18 protein-coding genes and 1 tRNA gene are annotated in these 20,197 nt (G+C 66.2%); 12 read left to right on the top strand and 7 right to left on the bottom strand.

From position 1 onward, the window contains the following. The first annotated feature begins 75 nt into the window (after positions 1 to 75). Positions 76 to 954 carry a polysaccharide deacetylase family protein gene (locus AB7F10_RS00725; protein ID WP_428558242.1) on the top strand — a complete coding sequence of 293 codons (879 nt, stop codon included), beginning with the start codon at positions 76 to 78 and terminating at the stop codon, positions 952 to 954. Between the two features lie 43 nt (positions 955 to 997). On the opposite strand, the gene AB7F10_RS00720 is transcribed toward AB7F10_RS00725, so the two are convergent. Beyond that, entirely contained in the window at positions 998 to 1,624 is a 627-nt protein-coding gene (locus tag AB7F10_RS00720) for a tetratricopeptide repeat protein (RefSeq protein WP_428558243.1), read from the bottom strand. An 87-nt stretch (positions 1,625 to 1,711) separates the two neighbouring features. Continuing rightward, on the bottom strand, positions 1,712 to 1,837 hold the full coding sequence (gene ykgO / locus AB7F10_RS00715) for a type B 50S ribosomal protein L36 (protein WP_055038661.1): 126 nt from the start codon (positions 1,835 to 1,837) through the stop codon (positions 1,712 to 1,714). A 153-nt stretch (positions 1,838 to 1,990) separates the two neighbouring features. Here ykgO and AB7F10_RS00710 point away from each other — a divergent pair, with 153 nt between their 5' ends. From AB7F10_RS00710 to AB7F10_RS00680, 7 genes are all read left to right on the top strand, one after another. Beyond that, positions 1,991 to 3,136, top strand: coding sequence for a cobalamin-independent methionine synthase II family protein (locus AB7F10_RS00710; protein ID WP_428558244.1), 1,146 nt, complete (start codon positions 1,991 to 1,993; stop codon positions 3,134 to 3,136). Between the two features lie 76 nt (positions 3,137 to 3,212). Further along, positions 3,213 to 4,103: a glycosyltransferase family 2 protein gene (locus AB7F10_RS00705; protein WP_428558245.1), complete on the top strand. Its 891-nt coding sequence runs from the start codon at positions 3,213 to 3,215 to the stop codon at positions 4,101 to 4,103. Between the two features lie 90 nt (positions 4,104 to 4,193). After that, positions 4,194 to 4,754: a dTDP-4-dehydrorhamnose 3,5-epimerase gene (gene rfbC, locus AB7F10_RS00700; protein ID WP_428558246.1), complete on the top strand. Its 561-nt coding sequence runs from the start codon at positions 4,194 to 4,196 to the stop codon at positions 4,752 to 4,754. Positions 4,755 to 4,762: 8 nt separating this feature from the next. After that, positions 4,763 to 5,806 (top strand): dTDP-glucose 4,6-dehydratase, encoded by a 1,044-nt coding sequence (gene rfbB, locus AB7F10_RS00695; protein ID WP_428558412.1) that lies wholly within the window; start codon positions 4,763 to 4,765, stop codon positions 5,804 to 5,806. Beyond that, positions 5,803 to 6,690, top strand: coding sequence for a dTDP-4-dehydrorhamnose reductase (gene rfbD, locus AB7F10_RS00690; protein WP_428558247.1), 888 nt, complete (start codon positions 5,803 to 5,805; stop codon positions 6,688 to 6,690). Before rfbB ends, rfbD begins: the two co-directional genes overlap by 4 nt. Before the next feature lie 5 nt (positions 6,691 to 6,695). Continuing rightward, positions 6,696 to 7,583: a glucose-1-phosphate thymidylyltransferase RfbA gene (gene rfbA / locus AB7F10_RS00685; RefSeq protein ID WP_428558248.1), complete on the top strand. Its 888-nt coding sequence runs from the start codon at positions 6,696 to 6,698 to the stop codon at positions 7,581 to 7,583. Position 7,584: 1 nt separating this feature from the next. Beyond that, entirely contained in the window at positions 7,585 to 8,592 is a 1,008-nt protein-coding gene (locus AB7F10_RS00680; RefSeq protein WP_428558249.1) for an NAD-dependent epimerase, read from the top strand. Between the two features lie 13 nt (positions 8,593 to 8,605). Here AB7F10_RS00680 and AB7F10_RS00675 read toward each other — a convergent pair. Then, positions 8,606 to 8,680: transfer RNA gene (locus AB7F10_RS00675), tRNA-Val, on the bottom strand. 118 nt (positions 8,681 to 8,798) lie between these two features. After that, entirely contained in the window at positions 8,799 to 9,158 is a 360-nt protein-coding gene (cpdR, locus tag AB7F10_RS00670; RefSeq protein ID WP_428558413.1) for a cell cycle two-component system response regulator CpdR, read from the bottom strand. A 246-nt stretch (positions 9,159 to 9,404) separates the two neighbouring features. Here cpdR and AB7F10_RS00665 point away from each other — a divergent pair, with 246 nt between their 5' ends. Further along, positions 9,405 to 10,292 carry an N-formylglutamate amidohydrolase gene (locus AB7F10_RS00665; RefSeq protein WP_428558414.1) on the top strand — a complete coding sequence of 296 codons (888 nt, stop codon included), beginning with the start codon at positions 9,405 to 9,407 and terminating at the stop codon, positions 10,290 to 10,292. A gap of 373 nt (positions 10,293 to 10,665) precedes the next feature. Beyond that, positions 10,666 to 11,448, top strand: a complete 783-nt coding sequence (gene hisN, locus AB7F10_RS00660; RefSeq protein ID WP_428558250.1) for a histidinol-phosphatase — start codon at positions 10,666 to 10,668, stop codon at positions 11,446 to 11,448. Positions 11,449 to 11,470: 22 nt separating this feature from the next. On the opposite strand, the gene AB7F10_RS00655 is transcribed toward hisN, so the two are convergent. Next, entirely contained in the window at positions 11,471 to 12,415 is a 945-nt protein-coding gene (locus AB7F10_RS00655; RefSeq protein ID WP_428558251.1) for an alpha/beta fold hydrolase, read from the bottom strand. Positions 12,416 to 12,680: 265 nt separating this feature from the next. On the opposite strand from AB7F10_RS00655, the gene AB7F10_RS00650 reads away from it, so the two are divergent. After that, on the top strand, positions 12,681 to 13,142 hold the full coding sequence (locus AB7F10_RS00650; protein WP_428558252.1) for an Hsp20 family protein: 462 nt from the start codon (positions 12,681 to 12,683) through the stop codon (positions 13,140 to 13,142). Positions 13,143 to 13,356: 214 nt separating this feature from the next. Here the strand turns inward: AB7F10_RS00650 and AB7F10_RS00645 are convergent, their stop codons facing one another. Further along, the gene (locus AB7F10_RS00645) at positions 13,357 to 14,208 is read right to left on the bottom strand and encodes a hypothetical protein (protein ID WP_428558253.1); all 852 of its coding nucleotides are present in this window, start codon (positions 14,206 to 14,208) and stop codon (positions 13,357 to 13,359) included. Positions 14,209 to 14,242: 34 nt separating this feature from the next. Beyond that, positions 14,243 to 14,971: a DoxX family protein gene (locus AB7F10_RS00640; RefSeq protein ID WP_428558254.1), complete on the bottom strand. Its 729-nt coding sequence runs from the start codon at positions 14,969 to 14,971 to the stop codon at positions 14,243 to 14,245. 549 nt (positions 14,972 to 15,520) lie between these two features. On the opposite strand from AB7F10_RS00640, the gene gltB reads away from it, so the two are divergent. Continuing rightward, positions 15,521 to 20,197: a glutamate synthase large subunit gene (gene gltB / locus AB7F10_RS00635; protein ID WP_428558415.1), complete on the top strand. Its 4,677-nt coding sequence runs from the start codon at positions 15,521 to 15,523 to the stop codon at positions 20,195 to 20,197.

Here is a 20,197-nt window from a genome sequence, read left to right as displayed (position 1 = left end):
CTTTGGTGATTGGCTCCACCGATATCATGCGCGCTGTTCGCGCTCAATGTTGGGCCGGTGGGAGGAGATTTTCACGTGGCAACAAAACCCGCTTCCTCGTCCGGTTTCGCATGGCCGAATGGCGCGCGCATCGCCGTCGTCGTCACCTGCCTCTGGGAGAACTGGTCCGGCGACAAGGGGCCGCCCTTTTCGGTGCAGACCACATCGCTGAAGCCCGGCACGCACGACCGCGCGGCGATGACCTGGGGCCATTACGGCACGCGCAGCGGCGTGTGGCGCCTGCTGAAGATTCTCGACGCCAACAAGGTTCCGGCAACCTTCGTCGCCAACGCGCAGTCGCTCGAACTGTCACCGGCCGCAGCGAAGCAGGCGTTGAAATCGGGTCACGAAATCGCGGCGCATTCCTACACGCAGGATGCGCTGATGGCCTATCTGTCGCCCGACGAAGAGCGCGCCATCATCAAGAAGTGCATCGATACCTTCAAGACGGTGACCGGCACGGCGCCGAAGGGCTGGCTCAGCCCGGTGCTGGCGCCGACCGCGCATACCGAGGAGCTGATCGCGGAAGCAGGTTTTCTCTGGTACGGCGACTACAACAACATCGACCTGCCGTTCTGCGTCGAGACCAAGAGCGGCCCGCTGGTCGCGCTGCCGCACACCGACTTCGCCGACCATCGCGTGCTGCGCGCCAATCCGCGCGACTGGTTCGAGGTACACAAGGACACGTTCGACTATCTCTATGCCAACGAGCCGACCTCGTTCCTCAACATTACGCTGCACGCGCATTTCGGCGGCCGTCCGCTGATGGCGGCGCAGTTCGACGCCATCCTGAAATACATCAAGGGCTTTGCCGACGTCTGGATCGTCCGGCACGACGAGATGGCGGACTGGGTGAAGGCGAACGGGATCGCGGAATGGACCAACGCGCAGCGGTTCTATCCGGCGAAAGCGTGAGCCGAGCGGCGTGAGTCGAGCGGCGTGACGCGCAAGCGCGCGATCAGATATCGCGACCCTCGACCTTTTCCTGCAGCTTCTTGATCTGGTCGGGGATGCGTTCCATCCGCGGATAGACCTCGACCGCGCGGCGATAGGCTTCGAGTGCGTGCTTGTCGTCGCCGAACTCTTCCAGGATCATGCCGAGGCCCGACAGCGCGCCGAAATGGCGCGGCTCCAGCCGCAGCACCTGGCTGATATCGGCCAGCGACTTGCCGTAGTCCTTCTGCAGAAAATAGATCGTCGCGCGCCGGTTCCAGGCTTCGACATAGTCCGGCTTGATGACGACGATGGCGTCCAAGAGCTTCAGCGCGAGATCGATGTCCTTGCCTTCGTAGGCCTGCCGCGCCCGCGCCATCAGCAGGTCGGCGGTGTCGCTGCGCGAAACGAACCACAGCGCCCAGATACGCTGCTCGATCGCCTTGGCGGTGGTGTCGTCCGGCGCGATCTTGAGCGCCTCGAACAGGAAATCGAGGTTCTTGGTGGGGTCGCCCTTCTGCGCCTTGGGGAGCTTGGCGGGCGGCTCGACGAAGCCTCCCGTCTCGGCCAGAACCGGCGCAGCCCACAAGGCCGCGGCGAGCGCCACGGCAACGGCCCCAGCCCGGCTGGAGAGCGGGAATCGGAAAAGCATGAGCCGGAGTCTAACGGCTCCGGCCCGGACGGAAAAGACGGCGCTGGCGTCAAATGGGCGTGAAAACACGCCCTTTTTCGGCCGTTTTTAGCCCTGACGGGCCTTGAAACGGCGCTGGGTCTTGTTGATGACGTAGACTCGGCCCTTGCGGCGCACGAGGCGGTTGTCGCGATGGCGACCACGCAGGGATTTCAAAGAGTTACGGACTTTCATCGGTTCGCTCGCGAATTCGGGATTGCCGGGGTTTCTAAGGACCGGGGCGGCCTCTGTCAATGTAAGGGGTCCGCCGGCCCGAAATTCGTGCCCAACCGTGGTTAGCGGGCCGCTGCGGCCTTAATCTTCGCCACCGATAACCGGGGGACCGCCGTGCCGCACAGTACCGACCGATTTCTGACCACCCATACCGGCAGCCTGCCGCGGCCCGAGGGCCTGATCCGCACGATGTACGCCAAGGAAAGCGGCGTGCCGGTCGATCCGGCAGCACTCGCCGCGCAGATCCGCGACGCGGTGGCCGGCGTGGTGCGGCGGCAGGCCGAGGCCGGCGTCGATCTCATCAACGACGGCGAGATGTCGAAGCCGAGCTACGCGACCTATGTGAAGGACCGCCTCGCCGGCTTCGGCGGCACCGGCAACACCTTCGTCTATCAGGATCTCGCCGCCTTCCCGAAACTGCAGGACAAAGTGTTCGGCGATCCCGGCCGCTCGCGGCGCAAGACGCCGGCCTGCAACGCGCCGATTACCGTGCGCGACGCGCAAGCCGCGGTGACCGACGCGAAAAACCTGAAGGACGCGCTCGCCGGCGTGAAGCACAGCGGCGGCTTCATGAGCGCGGCCTCGCCCGGCGTGGTCGCCCTGTTCTTTCGCAACGATCACTATCCAAGCCAGGAAAAATATCTCGGCGCCATCGCCGACGCGATGCGCGCGGAATACAAGGCGGTGACCGACGCCGGCTTCGTGCTGCAGATCGATTGCCCGGACCTCGCGATGGGACGGCACATTCAATACGCCGACCTCGACCTGAAAGATTTCCGCAAGCGCATCGCGCTGCATGTCGAGGTGCTCAACCACGCGCTCGACGGCATTCCGCCGGAGCAGCTTCGTATTCATCTGTGCTGGGGCAATTATGAAGGTCCACACCATTTCGACGTGCCGCTCGCCGACATCGTCGACATCGCGTTCAAGGCACGGCCCTCCGCGATCTCGCTGGAAGCCGCGAACCCGCGCCACGCCCATGAGTGGCAGGTGTTCGAGACGGTGAAGCTGCCGGACGGCAAGGTGCTGATCCCCGGCGTGATCGAGTCGAAGTCGAACTTCATCGAGCACCCGGAGGTGATCGCGCAGCGCATCGCGCGCTATGCGAACCTCGTCGGACGCGAGAACGTCATCGCCGGCTCGGACTGCGGCTACGGCACCTGGGTCGGCCAGGCGGCGGTCGATCCCGACGTGGTGTTCGCCAAGCTCAAGGCGATGGCCGACGGCGCGGCGCTGGCAAGCAAGCGGTTCTGGAAATAGCGGCAGGCCGCGCCCGGCTTGCCTTATCAACCGAGTTCCGCCAGACAGGACCGCAGGCCGCGCCGGACGCTCCCCCATGTTCAGCATCGTCATCCCGACCTGGAACAATCTCGACTACCTGAAGCTGTGCGTCGCCAGCATCAGGGAGCATTCGGCGCACGACCACGAGATCATCGTCCACGTCAACGACAACAGCGACGGCACGCTCGACTGGGTTCGCGCGGAGGGCCTCAAGCACACCCACGCGCGCGACAATGTCGGCGTCTGCATCGCGGTGAACCTCGCCGCCGCGCAGGCGAGCCGCGACTGGCTGCTTTACATGAACGACGACATGGTGTGCTGCCCCGGCTGGGACACCGCGCTGATCGAGGCGACGCGCGCGCACCGCGACCCGTTCGCCATGTTCTTCTCAACGCTGATCGAGCCGGAAGACACCGGCAACCCGCTGGTCGTCGTCCGCAATCACGGCCGCACGCCGGACGACTTCGACCGCGCCGCCCTGCTCGCTCAGTGCAACACCCCGGCCCGCCCGGACCTGTTCGGCAAGGGGGCGCAGCCGACGCTGGTGCGGCGCGACGCCTGGCACATGGTCGGCGGCTACAGCCTCGAATTCGGACCCGGCATGAGCAGCGACGACGACCTGCTGATGAAATTCTGGGTGGCCGGCGGCCGGCACTTCCAGATCGTCGGGGCGAGCCGCCTCTATCATTTCGCCTGCCGCAGCACCAAGCGCGTCCGCCGCAACCACGGCGGCCGCACCTTCGTGATGAAGTGGGGCATCACGCAAAAGGAATTCAAGCGCCGCTTCCTCGAAGCCGGCGCGGCGGCGGGCGGCCCCGGCCTGCCGCGCTCGACCGCGCTCGGCCGGATGCGGCGGATCGCCTACGCGCTGAACGACTATCCGCTCGGCGATCTCGCTGCCTGGGACCCTGCGCCGGGTAACCATATCGCCGGCGACAAGGACTGACGGCGCCGGTTTGCGGCAAAATTGCCGTCGCGGCAGCGCCGGAAACGCTATAAATCCCTGCACCGACGAAGGACCGGGTCCGGGCCACCGATGAAGCTTGCCGTTACTGCGCTTGCCATTCCCGACGTGAAGCTGATCTCAGCGCCGCGGTTTTCCGACGCGCGCGGCCACTTCGCGGAGACCTATGCGCGCGCGGATTTCGTCGCGGCCGGCCTTGCGACCGACTTCGTGCAAGACAACCAGGCCGCCTCGCGCACCGCCGGCACGGTGCGCGGCCTGCATTTCCAGACCCCGCCGCATGCGCAGGCCAAGCTCGTGCGCGTGCTGCGCGGGCGCATCTTCGACGTCGCCCTCGACATCCGCCGCGGTTCGCCGAGCTTCGGCCGGCACGTCGCGGTGACACTCGACAGCGAGGCGGGCCAGCAATTGTTCGTGCCGGTCGGCTTCGCGCACGGCTATTGCACGCTCGAGCCCGATACCGAGGTGCTCTACAAGGTCGACAGCAGCTACGCTCCGACACATGAGCGCGGCGTCTTGTGGAGCGACCCGGCGCTCGGCATCGCCTGGCCGGTCGATGTCGCGGCGGCTTCCATCGCAGATCGGGACAAGACGCTGCCGACGCTCGCGGCGCTGCAGGATACGTTCGCATGACGGCCGGGATGCGCATTCTCGTCACCGGCGGCGCGGGCTTCATCGGCTCCGCGATCTGCCGCCAGCTCGTCGCCGGCGGCGCCTTCGTCGTCAACGTGGACAAGCTGACCTATGCGGCCAACCTGCGCTCGCTCGACTCGGTTTCCGGCAATTCCAATTACGTGCTGGAGAAGGCCGACATCTGCGACAGCAAGGCGCTCGACGCGATCTTCGCCAAATACAAGCCGACCGCCGTGCTGCATGCCGCCGCCGAAAGCCATGTCGACCGCTCGATAGACGGTCCGGCGGCTTTCGTCGAGACCAATCTGATCGGCACCTATCAGATGCTCGAAGCGGCGCGCAGTTATGCCGCCGGCCTCGGGCAGCCGGAGCGCGATGCGTTCCGCTTCGTGCATGTCTCGACCGACGAGGTTTACGGCTCGCTCGGCAGCGACGGCCAGTTCCACGAAGACACCCGCTACGATCCGAGTTCGCCCTATTCCGCCACCAAGGCGGGCAGCGACCACCTCGTGCGTGCCTGGCATCGCACCTACGGCCTGCCGGCGATCATCGCCAACTGTTCGAACAATTACGGGCCGTATCAGTTTCCCGAGAAGCTGATCCCGCTGATGATCCTTAACGCGACACATGGTTTGCCGCTGCCGGTCTACGGCAAGGGCGCGAATGTGCGCGACTGGCTCTATGTCGAGGACCACGCGCGCGGCCTGATCACGCTGCTGCAAAAGGGCCGTCTCGGGGAAAGCTACAACTTCGGCGGCGACAGTGAGCGCACCAACCTCACGGTGGTCGAGACGATCTGCGACATCATCGACCGCCTGCAGCCGGGCGCGCAGCCGCGGCGCAAGCTGATCACCTTCGTCACCGACCGTCCCGGCCACGACGCGCGCTATGCGATGGACGCGAGCAAGGTGCGGCGCGAACTCGGCTGGTCGCCGTCGCTCGACTTCGAGACCGGGCTCGAGCGCACCATCGCCTGGTATCTCGCCAATGCCGAATGGTGGAAGCCGCTGCGCGAGCGCGTCTATGGCGGCGAACGTCTCGGGCTGAAATGAACAAGAGCGGCCCCATCCTGGTGGTCGGCCGAGAGGGGCAGGTCGCGCGTTGCCTCGCCGAGCGCGCCGCCGCGCGCGGTGCCGACCTCGTGCTGCGCGGCCGGCCCGACCTCGATCTGATCAATCCCGCCTCGGTCGACGCGGCGGTCGCTGCCGTCAGGCCGCGCGCCATCGTCAACGCCGCAGCCTTCACGGCGGTCGACAAGGCGGAGAGCGAGGAAGCTTCAGCCTTCGCCGTCAACGAGACCGGCGCGTGGCTCCTGGCCACCGCCGCCGCCCGCATTGGCGTGCCGTTCGTTCACCTCTCGACCGACTACGTGTTCGACGGACGAAAGCCCTCGCCTTACGTCGAGGACGACGCCACCGCCCCGCTCGGTGCCTACGGACGCTCCAAGCTCGCCGGCGAGGTCGCGGTGCGCGCGGCCTACCCCGCCGCCAATATCCTGCGCACCGCGTGGGTCTATAGCGCAGGCGGCACCAATTTCGTGCGCACCATGCTGCGGCTCGCGGCCGAGCGGCCGGTTGTGCGCGTGGTCGACGATCAGACCGGCAATCCGACCTCGGCGCTCGACCTTGCCGACGCCATCCTGACGGTGCTGGAAGGCCCGAAACGCGGCGGCAAGCTCTATCACGTCGCCGGGCGCGGCGAGACGACATGGTACGGCTTCGCCAAGGCGATCTTCGATGGCTGGGCACGGCGCGGCCGGGCGGTGCCGCAACTCGAGGCGATCACGACCGCCGAGTACAAGACGGCGGCGCCGCGCCCAGCCAATTCCCGGCTCGATTGCGCGAAGATCGAACGCGAGCTTGGCATCCGCCTGCCGGACTGGCAGACATCGCTTGAGGCCTGCCTCGACCGGCTGGCCGAAGCAGGAGATCGGTGACGGCGATGACGACGAAAAAGGGCATCGTGCTCGCCGGCGGCTCCGGCACCCGCCTCTATCCGATCACCCGCGCGGCCAGTAAACAGCTGCTGCCGGTCTACGACAAGCCGATGATCTATTATCCGCTGTCGACGCTGATGCTCGCCGGCATCCGCGACGTGCTGATCATCACCACGCCGGAAGACGCCGACCAGTTCCGCCGCCTGCTCGGCGACGGCAGGCAATGGGGCATCAAGATTTCCTACGCCGTACAGCCGCGGCCGGAAGGTCTCGCACAGGCTTTCATCATCGGCGCGGATTTCATCGGCAGCGACAATGTCGCGCTGGTGCTCGGCGACAACATCTTCTTCGGCCACGGTTTGCCCGAGATGCTGCGCGCGGCCGCCGCGCGCAAAACCGGCGCGAGCGTGTTCGCCTATCAGGTCAGCGACCCGCAGCGCTACGGCGTCGTCTCGTTCGACAAGACCGGCAAGGCGCTGACGCTCGAGGAAAAGCCGGACGCGCCGCGCTCCAGCTGGGCGGTGACCGGCGTCTACTTCTACGACAGCGACGTGGTGCGGCTCGCCAAGTCGCTGAAGCCATCGAAGCGCGGCGAACTCGAAATCACCGATCTCAACCGGCTCTATCTCGACGCCGGTAAGCTTGCCGTCGAGCGCATGGGGCGCGGCTTTGCCTGGCTCGACACCGGCACCTTCGAGTCGCTCCTGTCCGCCTCGAGCTTCGTGCAGACGCTGGAACAGCGCCAGGGCGTGAAAATCGCCTGCCTCGAGGAAATCGCCTACCGGATGGGCCTGATCGGCAAGGACGACCTGCTGCGCATCGCGCGCGAGATGCAGAAGAGCGGCTACGGCGAGTATCTGCGCGCGGTCGCCGCCGAGTCCGATCAGGCCTGACATGACCATTCTGGTGACAGGAGCCGCCGGCTTCATCGGCTTCCACACCGCCCAAAGGCTGCTGGCGCGCGGCGACACCGTGGCCGGCGTCGACAATATCAATGCCTATTACGATCCAACGCTGAAGGAAGATCGGCTCGCACAGTTGCGCGGAGCCGCCAATTTCACGTTCGTGAAAGGCGATCTTGCCGACCGCGCATTCGTGGATGCGCTGTTCGCCGAACACAAGCCGGCCCGCGTCATCCACCTCGCGGCGCAGCCCGGCGTGCGCTACAGCCTCGAGAACCCGCGCGCCTATATCGACTCCAATATCGTCGGCTTTCTCAACATTCTCGAAGGCTGCCGCGCGCATAAGGTCGAGCACCTCGTCTATGCGTCGTCGAGCTCGGTCTATGGCGCGAACACCGCGATGCCCTTCAGCGTGCATCAGAACGTCGACCATCCGCTGAGCCTCTACGGCGCGAGCAAGAAGGCCAACGAACTGATGGCGCACAGCTACGCGCATCTCTACCGGCTGCCGGTAACGGGCCTACGCTTCTTCACCGTCTACGGGCCGTGGGGCCGACCCGACATGGCGCCATTCATCTTCACGCGGAAAATTCTCGCCGGCGAGCCGATCGACGTCTTCAACAACGGCGATCACAGCCGCGACTTCACTTACATCGACGACATCGTCGAAGGCGTGGTGCGCTGCTGCGACCGTGTGGCAACGCCCGAGCCGCATTGGCGCGGCGACGCGCCGGACCCCGCGACCTCGGCGGCGCCGTACCGGCTCTACAACATCGGCAATCACACGCCGGTGCCGCTGCTCGATTTCATCGCCTGTATCGAGAAAGCGACCGGCAAGACGGCGAAGAAAAACATGCTGCCGATGCAGCCCGGCGACGTGAAGGACACCTTCGCGGATATCGGGGCGCTGCAGGCCGATGTCGGCTTCGAGCCGAAGACGCCGATCGCGGACGGCGTTGCGCGCTTCGTCGAATGGTATCGGGGATATTATCGGATCTAGCAGCGAGGCCAGATGGTGGGCGCGACAGGGATCGAACCTGTGACCCCTACCATGTCAAGGTAGTGCTCTTCCGCTGAGCTACGCGCCCGAACCGGGACGGTTCTTATCGACTGGCACCGGGCGAGGCAAGCCGCCCGGGACAACGAGCAAAATCAGCCTTTATTTGCGCGTGATCCGATCCGAAAACCGGCTCCCGCTTTTCGGGATCACGCAGCGAGCATCTTCTGGACCTCGTTGACGAGATCCCGCAGGTGCACGGGCTTCGAGAGCACCTTGGCGTGCTTCGGCGCGGTCGAATCCGCGTTGAGCGCCACGGCGGCGAAGCCGGTGATGAACATGATCTTGATGTCGGGGTCGAGTTCGGACGCCCGGCGGGCCAGTTCGATGCCGTCCATTTCCGGCATCACGATGTCGGTCAGCAGCATCTCGTAGGGCTCCTCGCGGAGCCGCTGATAGGCCGACAGGCCGTTGTCGTAGGAGGTCACATCAAAACCGGCATTCTGGAGCGCCTTGACCAAAAAGCGCCGCATATCGGTGTCGTCTTCGGCCAGCAGGATTTTCGGCATGTCCGGCACTACGTCCCCCAACAACTTCATGTCCCCGGCCTTGCAGCCGTCTTGAGAGCGCCCATAAAGCGGGCCGCGGGTAAATATCGGGTGAAACCCCTGTCGCAGCTTGGCTTTCGCCGACCCATATGGACAATAGATGGTATAGCTGGGCCGGAAAGGCCCGTTCCACGCGGATTTCCGCCTGGCCAGCGCGGTCCGGAGTCCCGGTGAAGCCGAGCCCTGGTGAAAAGGCCCCTGCAGCCGATGCGTGACGCCCCGGACGAGCTTGACCCCCCATTCGAGGTTCTCGAGCCGGAAACCTGTGCCGGGCCGATCCTGTTCAACTCGCCCCATTCGGGCGCGATCTATCCGCGGGAATTCCTGGCGCAGTGCCGGCTCGATCTCGGCATCCTGCGCCGGTCCGAGGACACCTTCGTCGATGAGCTGTTCGCCGGAGTGGTCGGCCGCGGCTACCCGCTGATGCGGGCGCATTTCCCGCGCTGCTACGTCGACGTCAACCGCGAGCCTTACGAGCTTGACCCGCGCATGTTCGACGGGCGGCTCCCCTCCTTCGCCAACACGCGCTCGATGCGGGTCGCCGGCGGGCTCGGCACCCTCGCCCGCGTGGTCGGCGAGGCGCAGGAAATCTACGGCGGCCGCATCCCGGTCGACGATGCGTTGAAGCGCATCGACATGCTCTACAAGCCCTACCACCGCGCGCTGCGGCGGCTGTTCACGCGGCTGCATCGCGACTACGGCGCGGCGGTGCTGGTGGACTGCCATTCGATGCCGTCGACCGCGGGCGGGCGCGACGACCGGCCCCGGCCGGAATTCGTGCTGGGCGACCGTTACGGCACGAGTTGCACCGGCGTTGTGATCGATTGCCTCGAGGAAGCGCTGCGCGGCCTCGGCTACGGCGTCAGCCGCAACAAACCCTATGCCGGCGGCTTCATCACCGAGCATTACGGCAATCCGGTCGCCGGGCTTCACGCCGTGCAGGTCGAGATTAACCGGGCGCTTTACATGGACGAGCGGCGCTTCGAGCGCGCCACCGGCTTTGCGGCGCTGGCCGCCGACCTGGAGACCGCCGCCAGCCGGCTGGGCGACATCCCGCTCGAGGAACTGCGGCCTTACCGGGCAGCGGCGGAATAAGCCGCAGCTTCGGGAGCACGTTTTTGTTTTCGGCATGTTCTTGTCCGAAAACCGGTACCCACTTTTCGGGAACATGCCGTAAAAAAAGGACCGCTTGCGGGTGGCAAGCGGTCCAAGTCTAGGGAGGAAACGCCCAAGGAGGGCAACGGTAGCTCTCGCTACCGCATTGCAACAATCTAGATTGCGACGCACAAAAATCAAGTGAGAATCGCGCAAATCACATGCTTACAGCGCATGGCTCAATGCATGTTTTGCAGTACGCACGCGGCGGGATGACGCAGTTCCGCCTCTTTTCTCCTCGGTTGGCGCATAACTCGGCAGCGGTTGCCCCGCGGCCGAGGGTCCGATACCTCCAGTCCGGCAGCAGGTGAACATGACGGCGGTCGATTTCGCGACATTCGTAGAAGACCTCGCGTCCGCCTCCGGTGAGGCGATCCTGCCGTTTTTCCGCACCAGCCTGTCGGTCGACAACAAGCGGGCCGGCGGGTTCGATCCCGTCACCGAGGCCGACCGCGCCGCCGAGGCGACGATGCGCCGGCTGATCAAGAACAGCTTTCCCGGCCACGGCGTGATCGGGGAGGAATACGGCGCCGAGCACGACGACGCCGAGTATGTCTGGGTGCTCGACCCGATCGACGGCACCAAATCCTTCATCAACGGCATGCCGACCTGGGGCACGCTGATCGGCCTGATGCGGTTCGGCGAACCGGTGTTCGGCATGATGCACCAGCCGTTCATGCGCGAACGCTTCACCGGCGACGGCGGCGCGGCGCGCTACCAGGGGCCGGCGGGACCGCGCGACCTGCGGGTGCGCCCCTGCGCGTCGCTTGGCGAGGCGCTGCTCGGCACGACCAGCCCGCTCCTGATGAACGCCAGCGACCGCGCGCGGTTCGGCAAGGTCGAGAGCCAGGTGAAACTCTCGCGCTACGGCGGCGACTGTTACGCCTATTGCATGCTGGCCGCCGGCCACAGTGATCTCATCATCGAAACGGAACTCAAGCCCTACGACATCCTGCCGCTGATCCCGATCATCACCGGCGCGGGCGGCATCGTGACGACATGGGAGAACGGCCCCGCGCACCACGGCGGGCGCATCGTCGCTGCCGGCGACAAGCGCGTGCATGCGCAGGCGCTGGCGATGCTCAACGACGGCTGATCGCTTTTTCTTCGGGACGATCTCAGTAAAGCGGCGTGCCGGGCACGAAGGCGTCGAACGCCGCCCAGAACTGCCTGCGGTACTGATCCTGCTCCTGAAGGATTTCGTGCCGGCTGCCTGGCAAAATCAGATGAGAGCCGGCAAGCAGATTGTCCGCGAAGGTCTCGATCGCGGAGGTCGAAACCACCTGGTCGTGTCCCGCCGCCACCATCAGGATCGGCTGGCGGATCGAACCGGCATAGGCGGGGTCTTCGAATTTCGCGGTCGCGCGTAACAGCGCGCTGACCCAGTTCACCGTCGGCCCGCCAAGCGCAAGACGCGGCTCGGCCTCGAGCACCGCGACCGTGCGCGCGAAGCGCACCGGATCGGAGGTCAGCACGTTGCCGATGAAATTCTCGCGTCCCGGCGGATTGGGACTGCCGCCCGGAATGTAGGCGTTGCCGCGACCCATCAGCCGCATCATCATCAGGATCGGACGGGCGTAACGCACGAGCCCCGACTTCGGCAGGCCGATCAGCGGCGCGCTCAACACCACGCGGTCGAACCAGCGGCGGCCGTCGTAGCAGGCGCGCAGGATGATGGCGCCCGCCATCGAATGCGCCAGCGCATAGATCGGCGGCGGACAATCCGGCAGCACGATCTGTTCCATGAAGGCGTCGAGATCGACGCCGTATTGATAGAAGTCGCGGACGTAACCCTTGCGGCGGTCGCCGAGCCCACGGTCGGACAGGCCCTGACCGCGCCAGTCGAGCGCAGCGACAGCGAAGCCGCGTGAACGCAGGTCGCGCACCGTCTCGAAATACTTCTCGATGAATTCGCCGCGTCCCGGAAACACGCAGACCGTGCCCTTGCGGCCCGGCGGCGGCGCCCAGCGCGCATAACGCAGCGTGACATCGTCCGGCGTTTTGATCGCGCCGACGACGACATCCTCAGGCACCGGATTGGCGGGAATCGAGACGAGATCCATGCGGACGACGGCGGACCAGTTGAGCTGCGGGCGGCGCGTGTCGCGTTATAGCAGGGCGTCCGCGCCACTCAATTCGCGGCCGTCGCAATTGACGCTAACCGGCTGTTTTTCAGGGCTTTTTCCACCGCCTTGAAGTGCCGGAATGCGCTTCCCATATGGATTTTGCGCAGGCCAATGGTGGCTGCGCACGGGATGCGTCCGGTTCGGCCTGATGGCGAACACGGCCTCTGTCCCGCTTCATGTCGCTCACTTGGAGGATATGCCAATGCGCACTTTCGACCTTTCCCCGCTCTATCGCTCGACCGTCGGTTTCGACCGGCTGTTCGACACCATCGACCGTGTCGGTCTCGATGCCGCGCCGGGCTACCCGCCCTACAACATCGAGCGTACCGACGAGAACAACTACCGCGTCTCGGTCGCGGTCGCCGGCTTCAGCGAGAATGAACTCTCGATCGAGGCCAAAGAGAACACCCTGACCATCAAGGGCGAGAAGCACCAGAAGCAGGAGAAATCCGAAGGCGAGACGCTCTACCAGGGCATCGCTTCGCGCGCCTTCGAGCGCGTCTTCCAGCTCGCCGACCACGTCCAGGTCAAGGGCGCGACGCTCGAGAACGGCCTCCTGCATGTGGACCTCGTCCGCGAGATCCCCGAGGCGAAGAAGCCGCGCCAGATTCCGATCGGCAACGGCGCCGGCAAAGCCAACGTGATCGACGCCAAAGCCGCGTAACTTTTGGCCGCGTAACTTCGGTTGCGGACTTTGGCGGCGTGACTGGTCGCCGCGTATGGCTGCCCCTCCGCGCGGTGACATGACGACCGGCCTGTCGCTTTCCCCCGGGCGGCAGGCCGGGTCGCCGCTCACGTCGGCAAGTTGAATCTCCAAACGCGAAGCGCCCCGGATGCCCCGGGGCGCTTTTGCATTTGAATCTCGAAATCCGAAACGATCAGTGCGCCGCCGGCGGATCGGCGGTGATGCCTTCCGGCGGTGTGTCGTTGTCCGGCGCAATCGGCGCGACGGCGGACGAGATGTCGGCCGAGGCCTGTGCATCTTCCGCCGCCGTCGCTGCAACTGGCGGTACTGCGGCATCCTTCGGCGCGTCGAATTTCTCGGCCGACTGCCAGCGCGGCGTCGCGGGCGGCGGCGGCACGTCCACCTTCGGCGTCACCGGCTCGGGCGGGATCGCCAGCACCGACCGCTTCGCCTTCACCTCGGCCGGCGAGACAGGCGACGGAACGGAGCGCGCGGCGGCGCGGGACGGTGTCTCGATGCGACGCGACTGTTGATAGGGCTTGCGGCGGGGTTCACGCCCCCGATCCTGAAGCTGCGGAACATCGCGATGGCGGCGGCGCGGCGCAACGGCCGGCGGCGTCTCGTCATCCTCGTCCGTCATGGACGCGCGATCGTCGTCATCCGGCAGGCTTGTGCGCACATCGCCGGCTTGCGGAATATGGATGATGCGGGGCCCGGCGCCGCCATGTACGGCATATTGCGCCGCATAGACCGGCGCGGTCTGCACCGGGATCGCCGACACGATGTCGCCGAACAGCGCATCGGCGACGATGCGCAATCGGGTGCCGCGCGGATCGATGGCGTGCGTCACGAAGATGTCATGGCCGCGCCTGATCGGACCGATCGGCGTCAAGCCGGAGCGGCGCAACGTCGTCTCGACATCCTCGGCCGACACGCGCTCGCCGTCCTGCGAACGGGCATAGCGCGCCGGATCGGCATTGCCCGGCCAGACGAGCAGCGCCACCAGCGCCGCCACGCATGCCGCGAAGGCCAGAAGTTTCGTCACGACGCTGCTCCCCTCCCCAGAAACCGCGGCGGCGCTAGCGCCGCGTGACGTAACGCACGATGTGATCGACCGACAGTTCGCCGGGTCCGCGCGTCATCAGCACGATCAGGATCGCGCCCCAGTAGATGTGCGCGGTCCACAGCTCGTTCGGCAGGACGTAGAGCTGCAGCAGCGCGGTGATGAGCAGCAGGCCGAGCGCGGCGAAGCGCGTCGCGAGGCCGAGCACCAAGAGGATCGGCAGCACGAACTGCGCGTAGGTCACGACATAAGCGGCGGCGGCCGGCGGCAGCGGCATCGAGGCGTAGCTCGACATGAACATGCTGAAGGCCTCGGGCCGCAGCTGCGCCGGCAGCGTCACCGACAGGTTGTAGTCGTAGAGGTTCAGCGGAATCTGCGGGCCGAACACCTTGGCCTGGCCGGCGGTGAAGAACACGAAGGCCATCAGCGCCCGCAGGCCCAGCGCGACCAGCGCGTAAGGCACGAACGAACAGGCCGACACAAAGCTTTCGACGAAGGCGGAGACCAGCGTGCGGTAACGCCTGGGGCGCATATGGCGCTCGGCGCGCTTGGCGATCTTCGCCGTCTTGCCATAGGTGGCGGCGAGCGCGGCCTTCACGGCCGGCGAGCGTTCGGGCATCGCGCCGCGCCCCGCAAGGCCGGCGGCGACGGCCGGCGGCGCGAGGCTCGCGAGGCGGTCCGACAACCGCATCGACGGCGCATCTGAAACTTCCGGAATCCCGTTGGCGACGGTGTGATCGCTCATGGTGGCAACTCCCTGTCTTTGGACCACCATAGCCAAGGCATCCCTCGCCGCCCGGACTTCCCGTTTCGAGGGTTAGCGGGCACGGTTAAACGGTAAACCGCCGCAGCCTGCCGGCAGGCCGCCACGCAATGCCGTGTCGCTGCCGGGCCGGCGCCCGCGGTGGCCGTTGCGCGGCGAGCAACAGCCGCGCAACAAATTGTCGACCGAAAGCAAATTCGGCATGGACCGCGCTTGTGCAGCCGGGCAAAATTTGGCATGGTTCTATAGGACAGTAGTACTGTCCTATAGTGCATCGCGTCATGCCGGCATCACCTGAACTTGCGTCACCCGACACAGGTGGCGGCTGGGCGCGGAACCGGGGCAACGCTCCGGAACGGGAGGCGACCGGCGGCGGCATGTCAGGTCCGCGGCGGTTGCCCTTCACGCGAACGGTTCGGTATCGGGCCACGGCCGCCAGAGTGGCGCTGCGGACAAGAACGGTGCGCCACGATGAAGGGCGCAGGGCGAGGCAGGATGAGCAAGCGCAAGGCACAGGACGAACGGACGGCCATGCTGACCGCGGCGGATTTCCGCGACAGCGCCGATCCCGGCACGCCTGACGCGCACGGCCTGTTCGACCCCGCGCTCAACCAGGATTCCTGCGGCGTCGGCTTCATCGCCGACATCAAGGGCAAGAAGTCGCACGGCCTGATCGAGGACGGCCTGCGCATCCTCTGCAACCTCGAGCACCGCGGCGCGGTCGGCGCGGACCCGCGCATGGGCGACGGCGCCGGCATCCTGGTGCAGATCCCGCACAAGTTTTTCGCGCGCAAGGCGGCCGAGCTCGGCTTCGCGCTGCCGAAGGCCGGCGACTACGGCGTCGGCCACCTGTTCATGCCGCGCGACAACGAGTGGCGCGAGATCATCCGCGACATCTATGCCGACGTGATCGCCCGCGAGGGCCTCACTTTGCTCGGCTGGCGCGAGGTGCCGACCGACAATTCATCGCTCGGCGAATCGGTGAAGCCGACCGAGCCCGTGCACATGCAGGTGTTCATCGGCAAGGGCCGCAAGAAGCTGACCGAGTCCGACTTCGAACGCCGGCTCTATATTCTGCGCAAGGCGATCTCCAACGCGATCTACCGCCAGCGCGAACGGCGCGTCTCCGGCTATTATCCCGCGTCGATCTCCTGCCGCACCATCGTCTACAAGGGCATGTTCCTCGCCGATCAACTCGGCAGCTACTATCCCGACCTGAGCGAGCCGGATTTCGAGAGCGCGATCGCGCTGATCCACCAGCGCTTCTCGACCAACACGATGCCGACGTGGTCGCTCGCGCATCCATTCCGCCTCGTCGCGCACAACGGCGAAATCAACACGCTGCGCGGCAACGTGAACTGGATGGCGGCGCGCCAGGCGTCGGTCGCCTCGCCACTGTTCGGCGCCGACATCAACAAGCTGTGGCCGGTGTCCTACGAAGGCCAGTCCGACACCGCCTGCTTCGACAACGCGCTCGAATTCCTCATGCAGGGCGGCTACTCGCTCGCCCATGCGATGATGATGATGATTCCGGAAGCCTGGGCCGGCAATCCGCTGATGGATGACAAGCGCCGCGCCTTCTACGAATACAACGCCGCGCTGATGGAGCCGTGGGACGGCCCGGCCGCGGTCGCCTTCACCAACGGCCGCCAGATCGGCGCGACGCTCGACCGCAACGGTCTGCGCCCGGCGCGCTATTTCCTGACGCGCGACAACCGCATCATCATGGCCTCGGAAATGGGCGTGCTGCCGATCGACGAGAAGAACATCGTCAAGAAGTGGCGGCTGCAGCCCGGCAAGATGCTGCTGGTCGATCTCGACGAAGGCCGGCTGATTCCGGACGAGGAACTCAAGAGCACGCTGGCGCGCAGCCATCCCTACCGGGAGTGGCTGGAGCGCACGCAGATCGTGCTGGAAGAGTTGCCCGAGGCGTCGAACCACGCGCCGCTGTCGAACCTGACCCTGCTCGATCGCCAGCAGACCTTCGGCTACACGCAGGAAGACATCAAAATCCTGATGACGCCGATGGGCGCCAATGGCGAGGAAGCCATCGGATCGATGGGCAACGACACGCCGATCTCGGCGCTGTCGGACAAGCCGAAGCCGCTGTTTACCTACTTCAAGCAGAACTTCGCGCAGGTGACGAACCCGCCGATCGATCCGATCCGCGAGGAGCTCGTCATGAGCCTCGTCTCGATCATCGGGCCGCGGCCGAACCTGTTCGACCTCGAGGGCGTATCGAAATCGCGCCGCCTCGAGGTGCGCCAGCCGATCCTGACCAATTCCGATCTCGAGAAGATCCGCGCGATCTCCGAGATGAGCGGCGACCATTTCAAGTCGCAGACGCTCGACATCACCTTCCCGGCCGATCACGGCGCGACCGGCATGAGCTTCGCCATCGACCAGCTCTGCGAGCGGGCCGAGGAAGAAGTGCGCACCGGCGCCAACATTCTCGTGCTGTCCGACCGCAAGGCCGGGCCGGACCGGATTCCGATCCCCTCGCTGCTCGCCTGCGCCTCGGTGCATCATCACCTGATCCGCAAGGGCTTGCGCACCTCGGTCGGCCTCGTCGTGGAGTCGGGCGAACCGCGCGAGGTGCATCACTTCGCGTGCCTGGCCGGTTACGGCGCCGAGGCGGTGAACCCCTATCTCGCCTTCGAGACGCTGCTCGCGATGAAGGACGAGCTGCCGCAGAAGCTCGACGACAAGGAAGTCGTCAAGCGCTACATCAAGTCGATCGGCAAGGGACTTTTGAAGGTGATGTCCAAGATGGGCATCTCGACCTACCAGTCCTATTGCGGCGCGCAGATCTTCGACGCGGTCGGCCTCAAGCAGTCCTTCGTCGACAAGTATTTCACCGGCACCCACACCCGCATCGAGGGCGTCGATCTCGCGCAGGTCGCCGAGGAAACCGTGCGGCGCCACCGCGCGGCCTTCTCCGACGCGCCGATCTACCGCACCATGCTCGACGTCGGCGGCGATTACGCCGTGCGCGTGCGCGGCGAAGACCATGTGTGGACGGCGCAGACCGTGTCGCGGCTCCAGCACGCGGTGCGCGGCGACCTCAAGGACAAGAACTCGCAGGATCACTACCGCGCCTATGCGCAGATCGTGAACGAGCAGAGCGAACGCCTGCTGACGATCCGCGGCATGTTCCGCATCAAGGGCGCCGACGAAGACGGCCGCAAGGCCATCCCGCTCGATCAGGTCGAGCCGGCGGCTTCCATCGTGCGGCGCTTTTCGACCGGCGCGATGAGCTACGGCTCGATCTCGCGCGAGGCGCACACCACGCTCGCCATCGCGATGAACCGGATCGGCGGCAAGTCGAACACCGGCGAAGGCGGCGAAGAGTCCGACCGCTTCAAGCCGCTGCCGAACGGCGACTCGATGCGCTCGGCGATCAAGCAGGTCGCCTCCGGCCGCTTCGGCGTCACCACCGAATATCTCGTCAATTCCGACGTGATGCAGATCAAGATGGCGCAGGGCGCCAAGCCCGGCGAAGGCGGCCAGCTGCCCGGCCACAAGGTGGACAAGACCATCGCCAAGGTGCGCCACTCGACGCCCGGCGTCGGCCTGATCTCGCCGCCGCCGCATCACGACATTTATTCGATCGAAGACCTCGCCCAGCTGATCTTCGACCTGAAGAACGTCAACCCGGCGGCCGACGTCTCGGTGAAGCTCGTCTCCGAAGTCGGCGTCGGCACCGTCGCCGCCGGCGTCTCCAAGGCGCGCGCCGACCACGTGACCATCGCGGGTTACGAGGGCGGCACCGGCGCCTCCCCCCTCACCTCGATCAAGCATGCCGGCTCCCCGTGGGAGATCGGCCTGGCCGAGACGCACCAGACGCTCGTCGCCAACCGCCTGCGCGGCCGCATCGCGGTGCAGGTCGACGGCGGCCTGCGCACCGGGCGCGACGTGGTGATCGGCGCGCTGCTCGGCGCCGACGAATTCGGCTTCGCGACCGCGCCCCTGATCGCGGCCGGCTGCATCATGATGCGCAAGTGCCACCTCAACACCTGCCCGGTCGGCGTCGCGACGCAGGACCCGGTGCTGCGCAAGCGCTTCCGCGGCCAGCCCGAGCACGTCATCAACTATTTCTTCTACGTCGCCGAGGAAGTGCGCGCGCTGATGGCCGAGCTCGGCTACGCCAGGTTCGACGACATGATCGGCCAGATGCAGATGCTCGACCGCCGCAAGCTGGTCGAGCACTGGAAGGCGCGCGGCCTCGATTTCTCCAAGCTGTTCATGAAGCCGCCCGCCGAGGCCGGCACCAACATCTTCAAGTGCGAGCCGCAGGACCACAAGATCGCGACCGTGCTCGACCGCAAGCTGATCGCGGAGGCGCAGTCGGCGCTCGACCGCGGCGCGCCGGTCCGCCTGCAGGCCGCGATCCGCAACACCGACCGCACCGCCGGCGCGATGCTGTCCGGCGAGGTCGCCAAGCGTTACGGCCACACCGGCCTGCCGGACAACACGATCCATGTCCGCTTTACCGGCACCGCCGGGCAGAGCTTCGGCGCATGGCTCGCGCACGGCGTCACCTTCGAGCTCGAGGGCGACGGCAACGACTATGTCGGCAAGGGCCTGTCGGGCGGCCGTATCGTCATCCGCCCGCCGGCGGAATCGGGCGTCGTGCCGGAAGAGTCGATCATCGTCGGCAACACCGTGCTGTACGGCGCGATCGCCGGTGAGTGCTATTTCCGCGGCGTTGCCGGCGAACGCTTCGCCGTGCGCAACTCCGGCGCCACCGCCGTCATCGAAGGGGCGGGCGACCACGCCTGCGAATACATGACCGGCGGCATCGTCGTCGTGCTCGGCCAGACCGGACGCAACTTCGCGGCGGGCATGTCGGGCGGCATCGCCTACGTCCTCGACGAGGACGGTTCCTTCGAGACCCGCTGCAACATGGCGATGGTCGAACTCGAGCCGATCCCCGAAGAAGCCGAGGTCGCCGAACGCGAATTCGGCCAGGACCTCGAGTCGCACGGCCGTGTCGACATCGAAGACCTGACCTCGGGCGACACCGAGCGGCTGCGCCGGCTGATCGCCAACCATGCGCGCTACACGGGCTCCAAGCGCGCCGAGCATATTCTCGCCAACTGGGCAACCTATCGCCCGATGTTCCGTAAAGTGATGCCGGTTGAATTCCGTCGCGCGCTCGCGGAACTGGCCAAGGAAAAGGCCGCCGCGATGCAGGCGGCGGAGTAA

It is taken from the genome of Pseudolabrys sp., from assembly GCF_050250095.1.
In the GTDB taxonomy this organism is placed as follows: Bacteria; Pseudomonadota; Alphaproteobacteria; order Rhizobiales; family Xanthobacteraceae; genus Pseudolabrys.
Note: the sequence above shows the minus strand (reverse complement) of the source record. Positions and strands in the feature narration are given on the sequence as shown.

Bases quoted from the DNA above. Each gene is read 5' to 3' on its own strand.
- rfbD (WP_428558247.1), top strand. From the start codon at position 5,803: ATGAACAAGAGCGGCCCCATCCTGGTGGTCGGCCGAGAGGGGCAGGTC.
- AB7F10_RS00650 (WP_428558252.1), top strand. From the start codon at position 12,681: ATGCGCACTTTCGACCTTTCCCCGCTCTATCGCTCGACCGTCGGTTTC.
- AB7F10_RS00680 (WP_428558249.1), top strand. From the start codon at position 7,585: ATGACCATTCTGGTGACAGGAGCCGCCGGCTTCATCGGCTTCCACACC.
- AB7F10_RS00640 (WP_428558254.1), bottom strand. From the start codon at position 14,971: ATGAGCGATCACACCGTCGCCAACGGGATTCCGGAAGTTTCAGATGCG.
- gltB (WP_428558415.1), top strand. From the start codon at position 15,521: ATGCTGACCGCGGCGGATTTCCGCGACAGCGCCGATCCCGGCACGCCT.
- cpdR (WP_428558413.1), bottom strand. From the start codon at position 9,158: ATGCCGAAAATCCTGCTGGCCGAAGACGACACCGATATGCGGCGCTTT.
- AB7F10_RS00705 (WP_428558245.1), top strand. From the start codon at position 3,213: ATGTTCAGCATCGTCATCCCGACCTGGAACAATCTCGACTACCTGAAG.
- AB7F10_RS00655 (WP_428558251.1), bottom strand. From the start codon at position 12,415: ATGGATCTCGTCTCGATTCCCGCCAATCCGGTGCCTGAGGATGTCGTC.
- rfbC (WP_428558246.1), top strand. From the start codon at position 4,194: ATGAAGCTTGCCGTTACTGCGCTTGCCATTCCCGACGTGAAGCTGATC.
- AB7F10_RS00665 (WP_428558414.1), top strand. From the start codon at position 9,405: ATGCGTGACGCCCCGGACGAGCTTGACCCCCCATTCGAGGTTCTCGAG.
- hisN (WP_428558250.1), top strand. From the start codon at position 10,666: ATGACGGCGGTCGATTTCGCGACATTCGTAGAAGACCTCGCGTCCGCC.
- ykgO (WP_055038661.1), bottom strand. From the start codon at position 1,837: ATGAAAGTCCGTAACTCTTTGAAATCCCTGCGTGGTCGCCATCGCGAC.
- AB7F10_RS00720 (WP_428558243.1), bottom strand. From the start codon at position 1,624: ATGCTTTTCCGATTCCCGCTCTCCAGCCGGGCTGGGGCCGTTGCCGTG.
- rfbB (WP_428558412.1), top strand. From the start codon at position 4,763: ATGCGCATTCTCGTCACCGGCGGCGCGGGCTTCATCGGCTCCGCGATC.
- rfbA (WP_428558248.1), top strand. From the start codon at position 6,696: ATGACGACGAAAAAGGGCATCGTGCTCGCCGGCGGCTCCGGCACCCGC.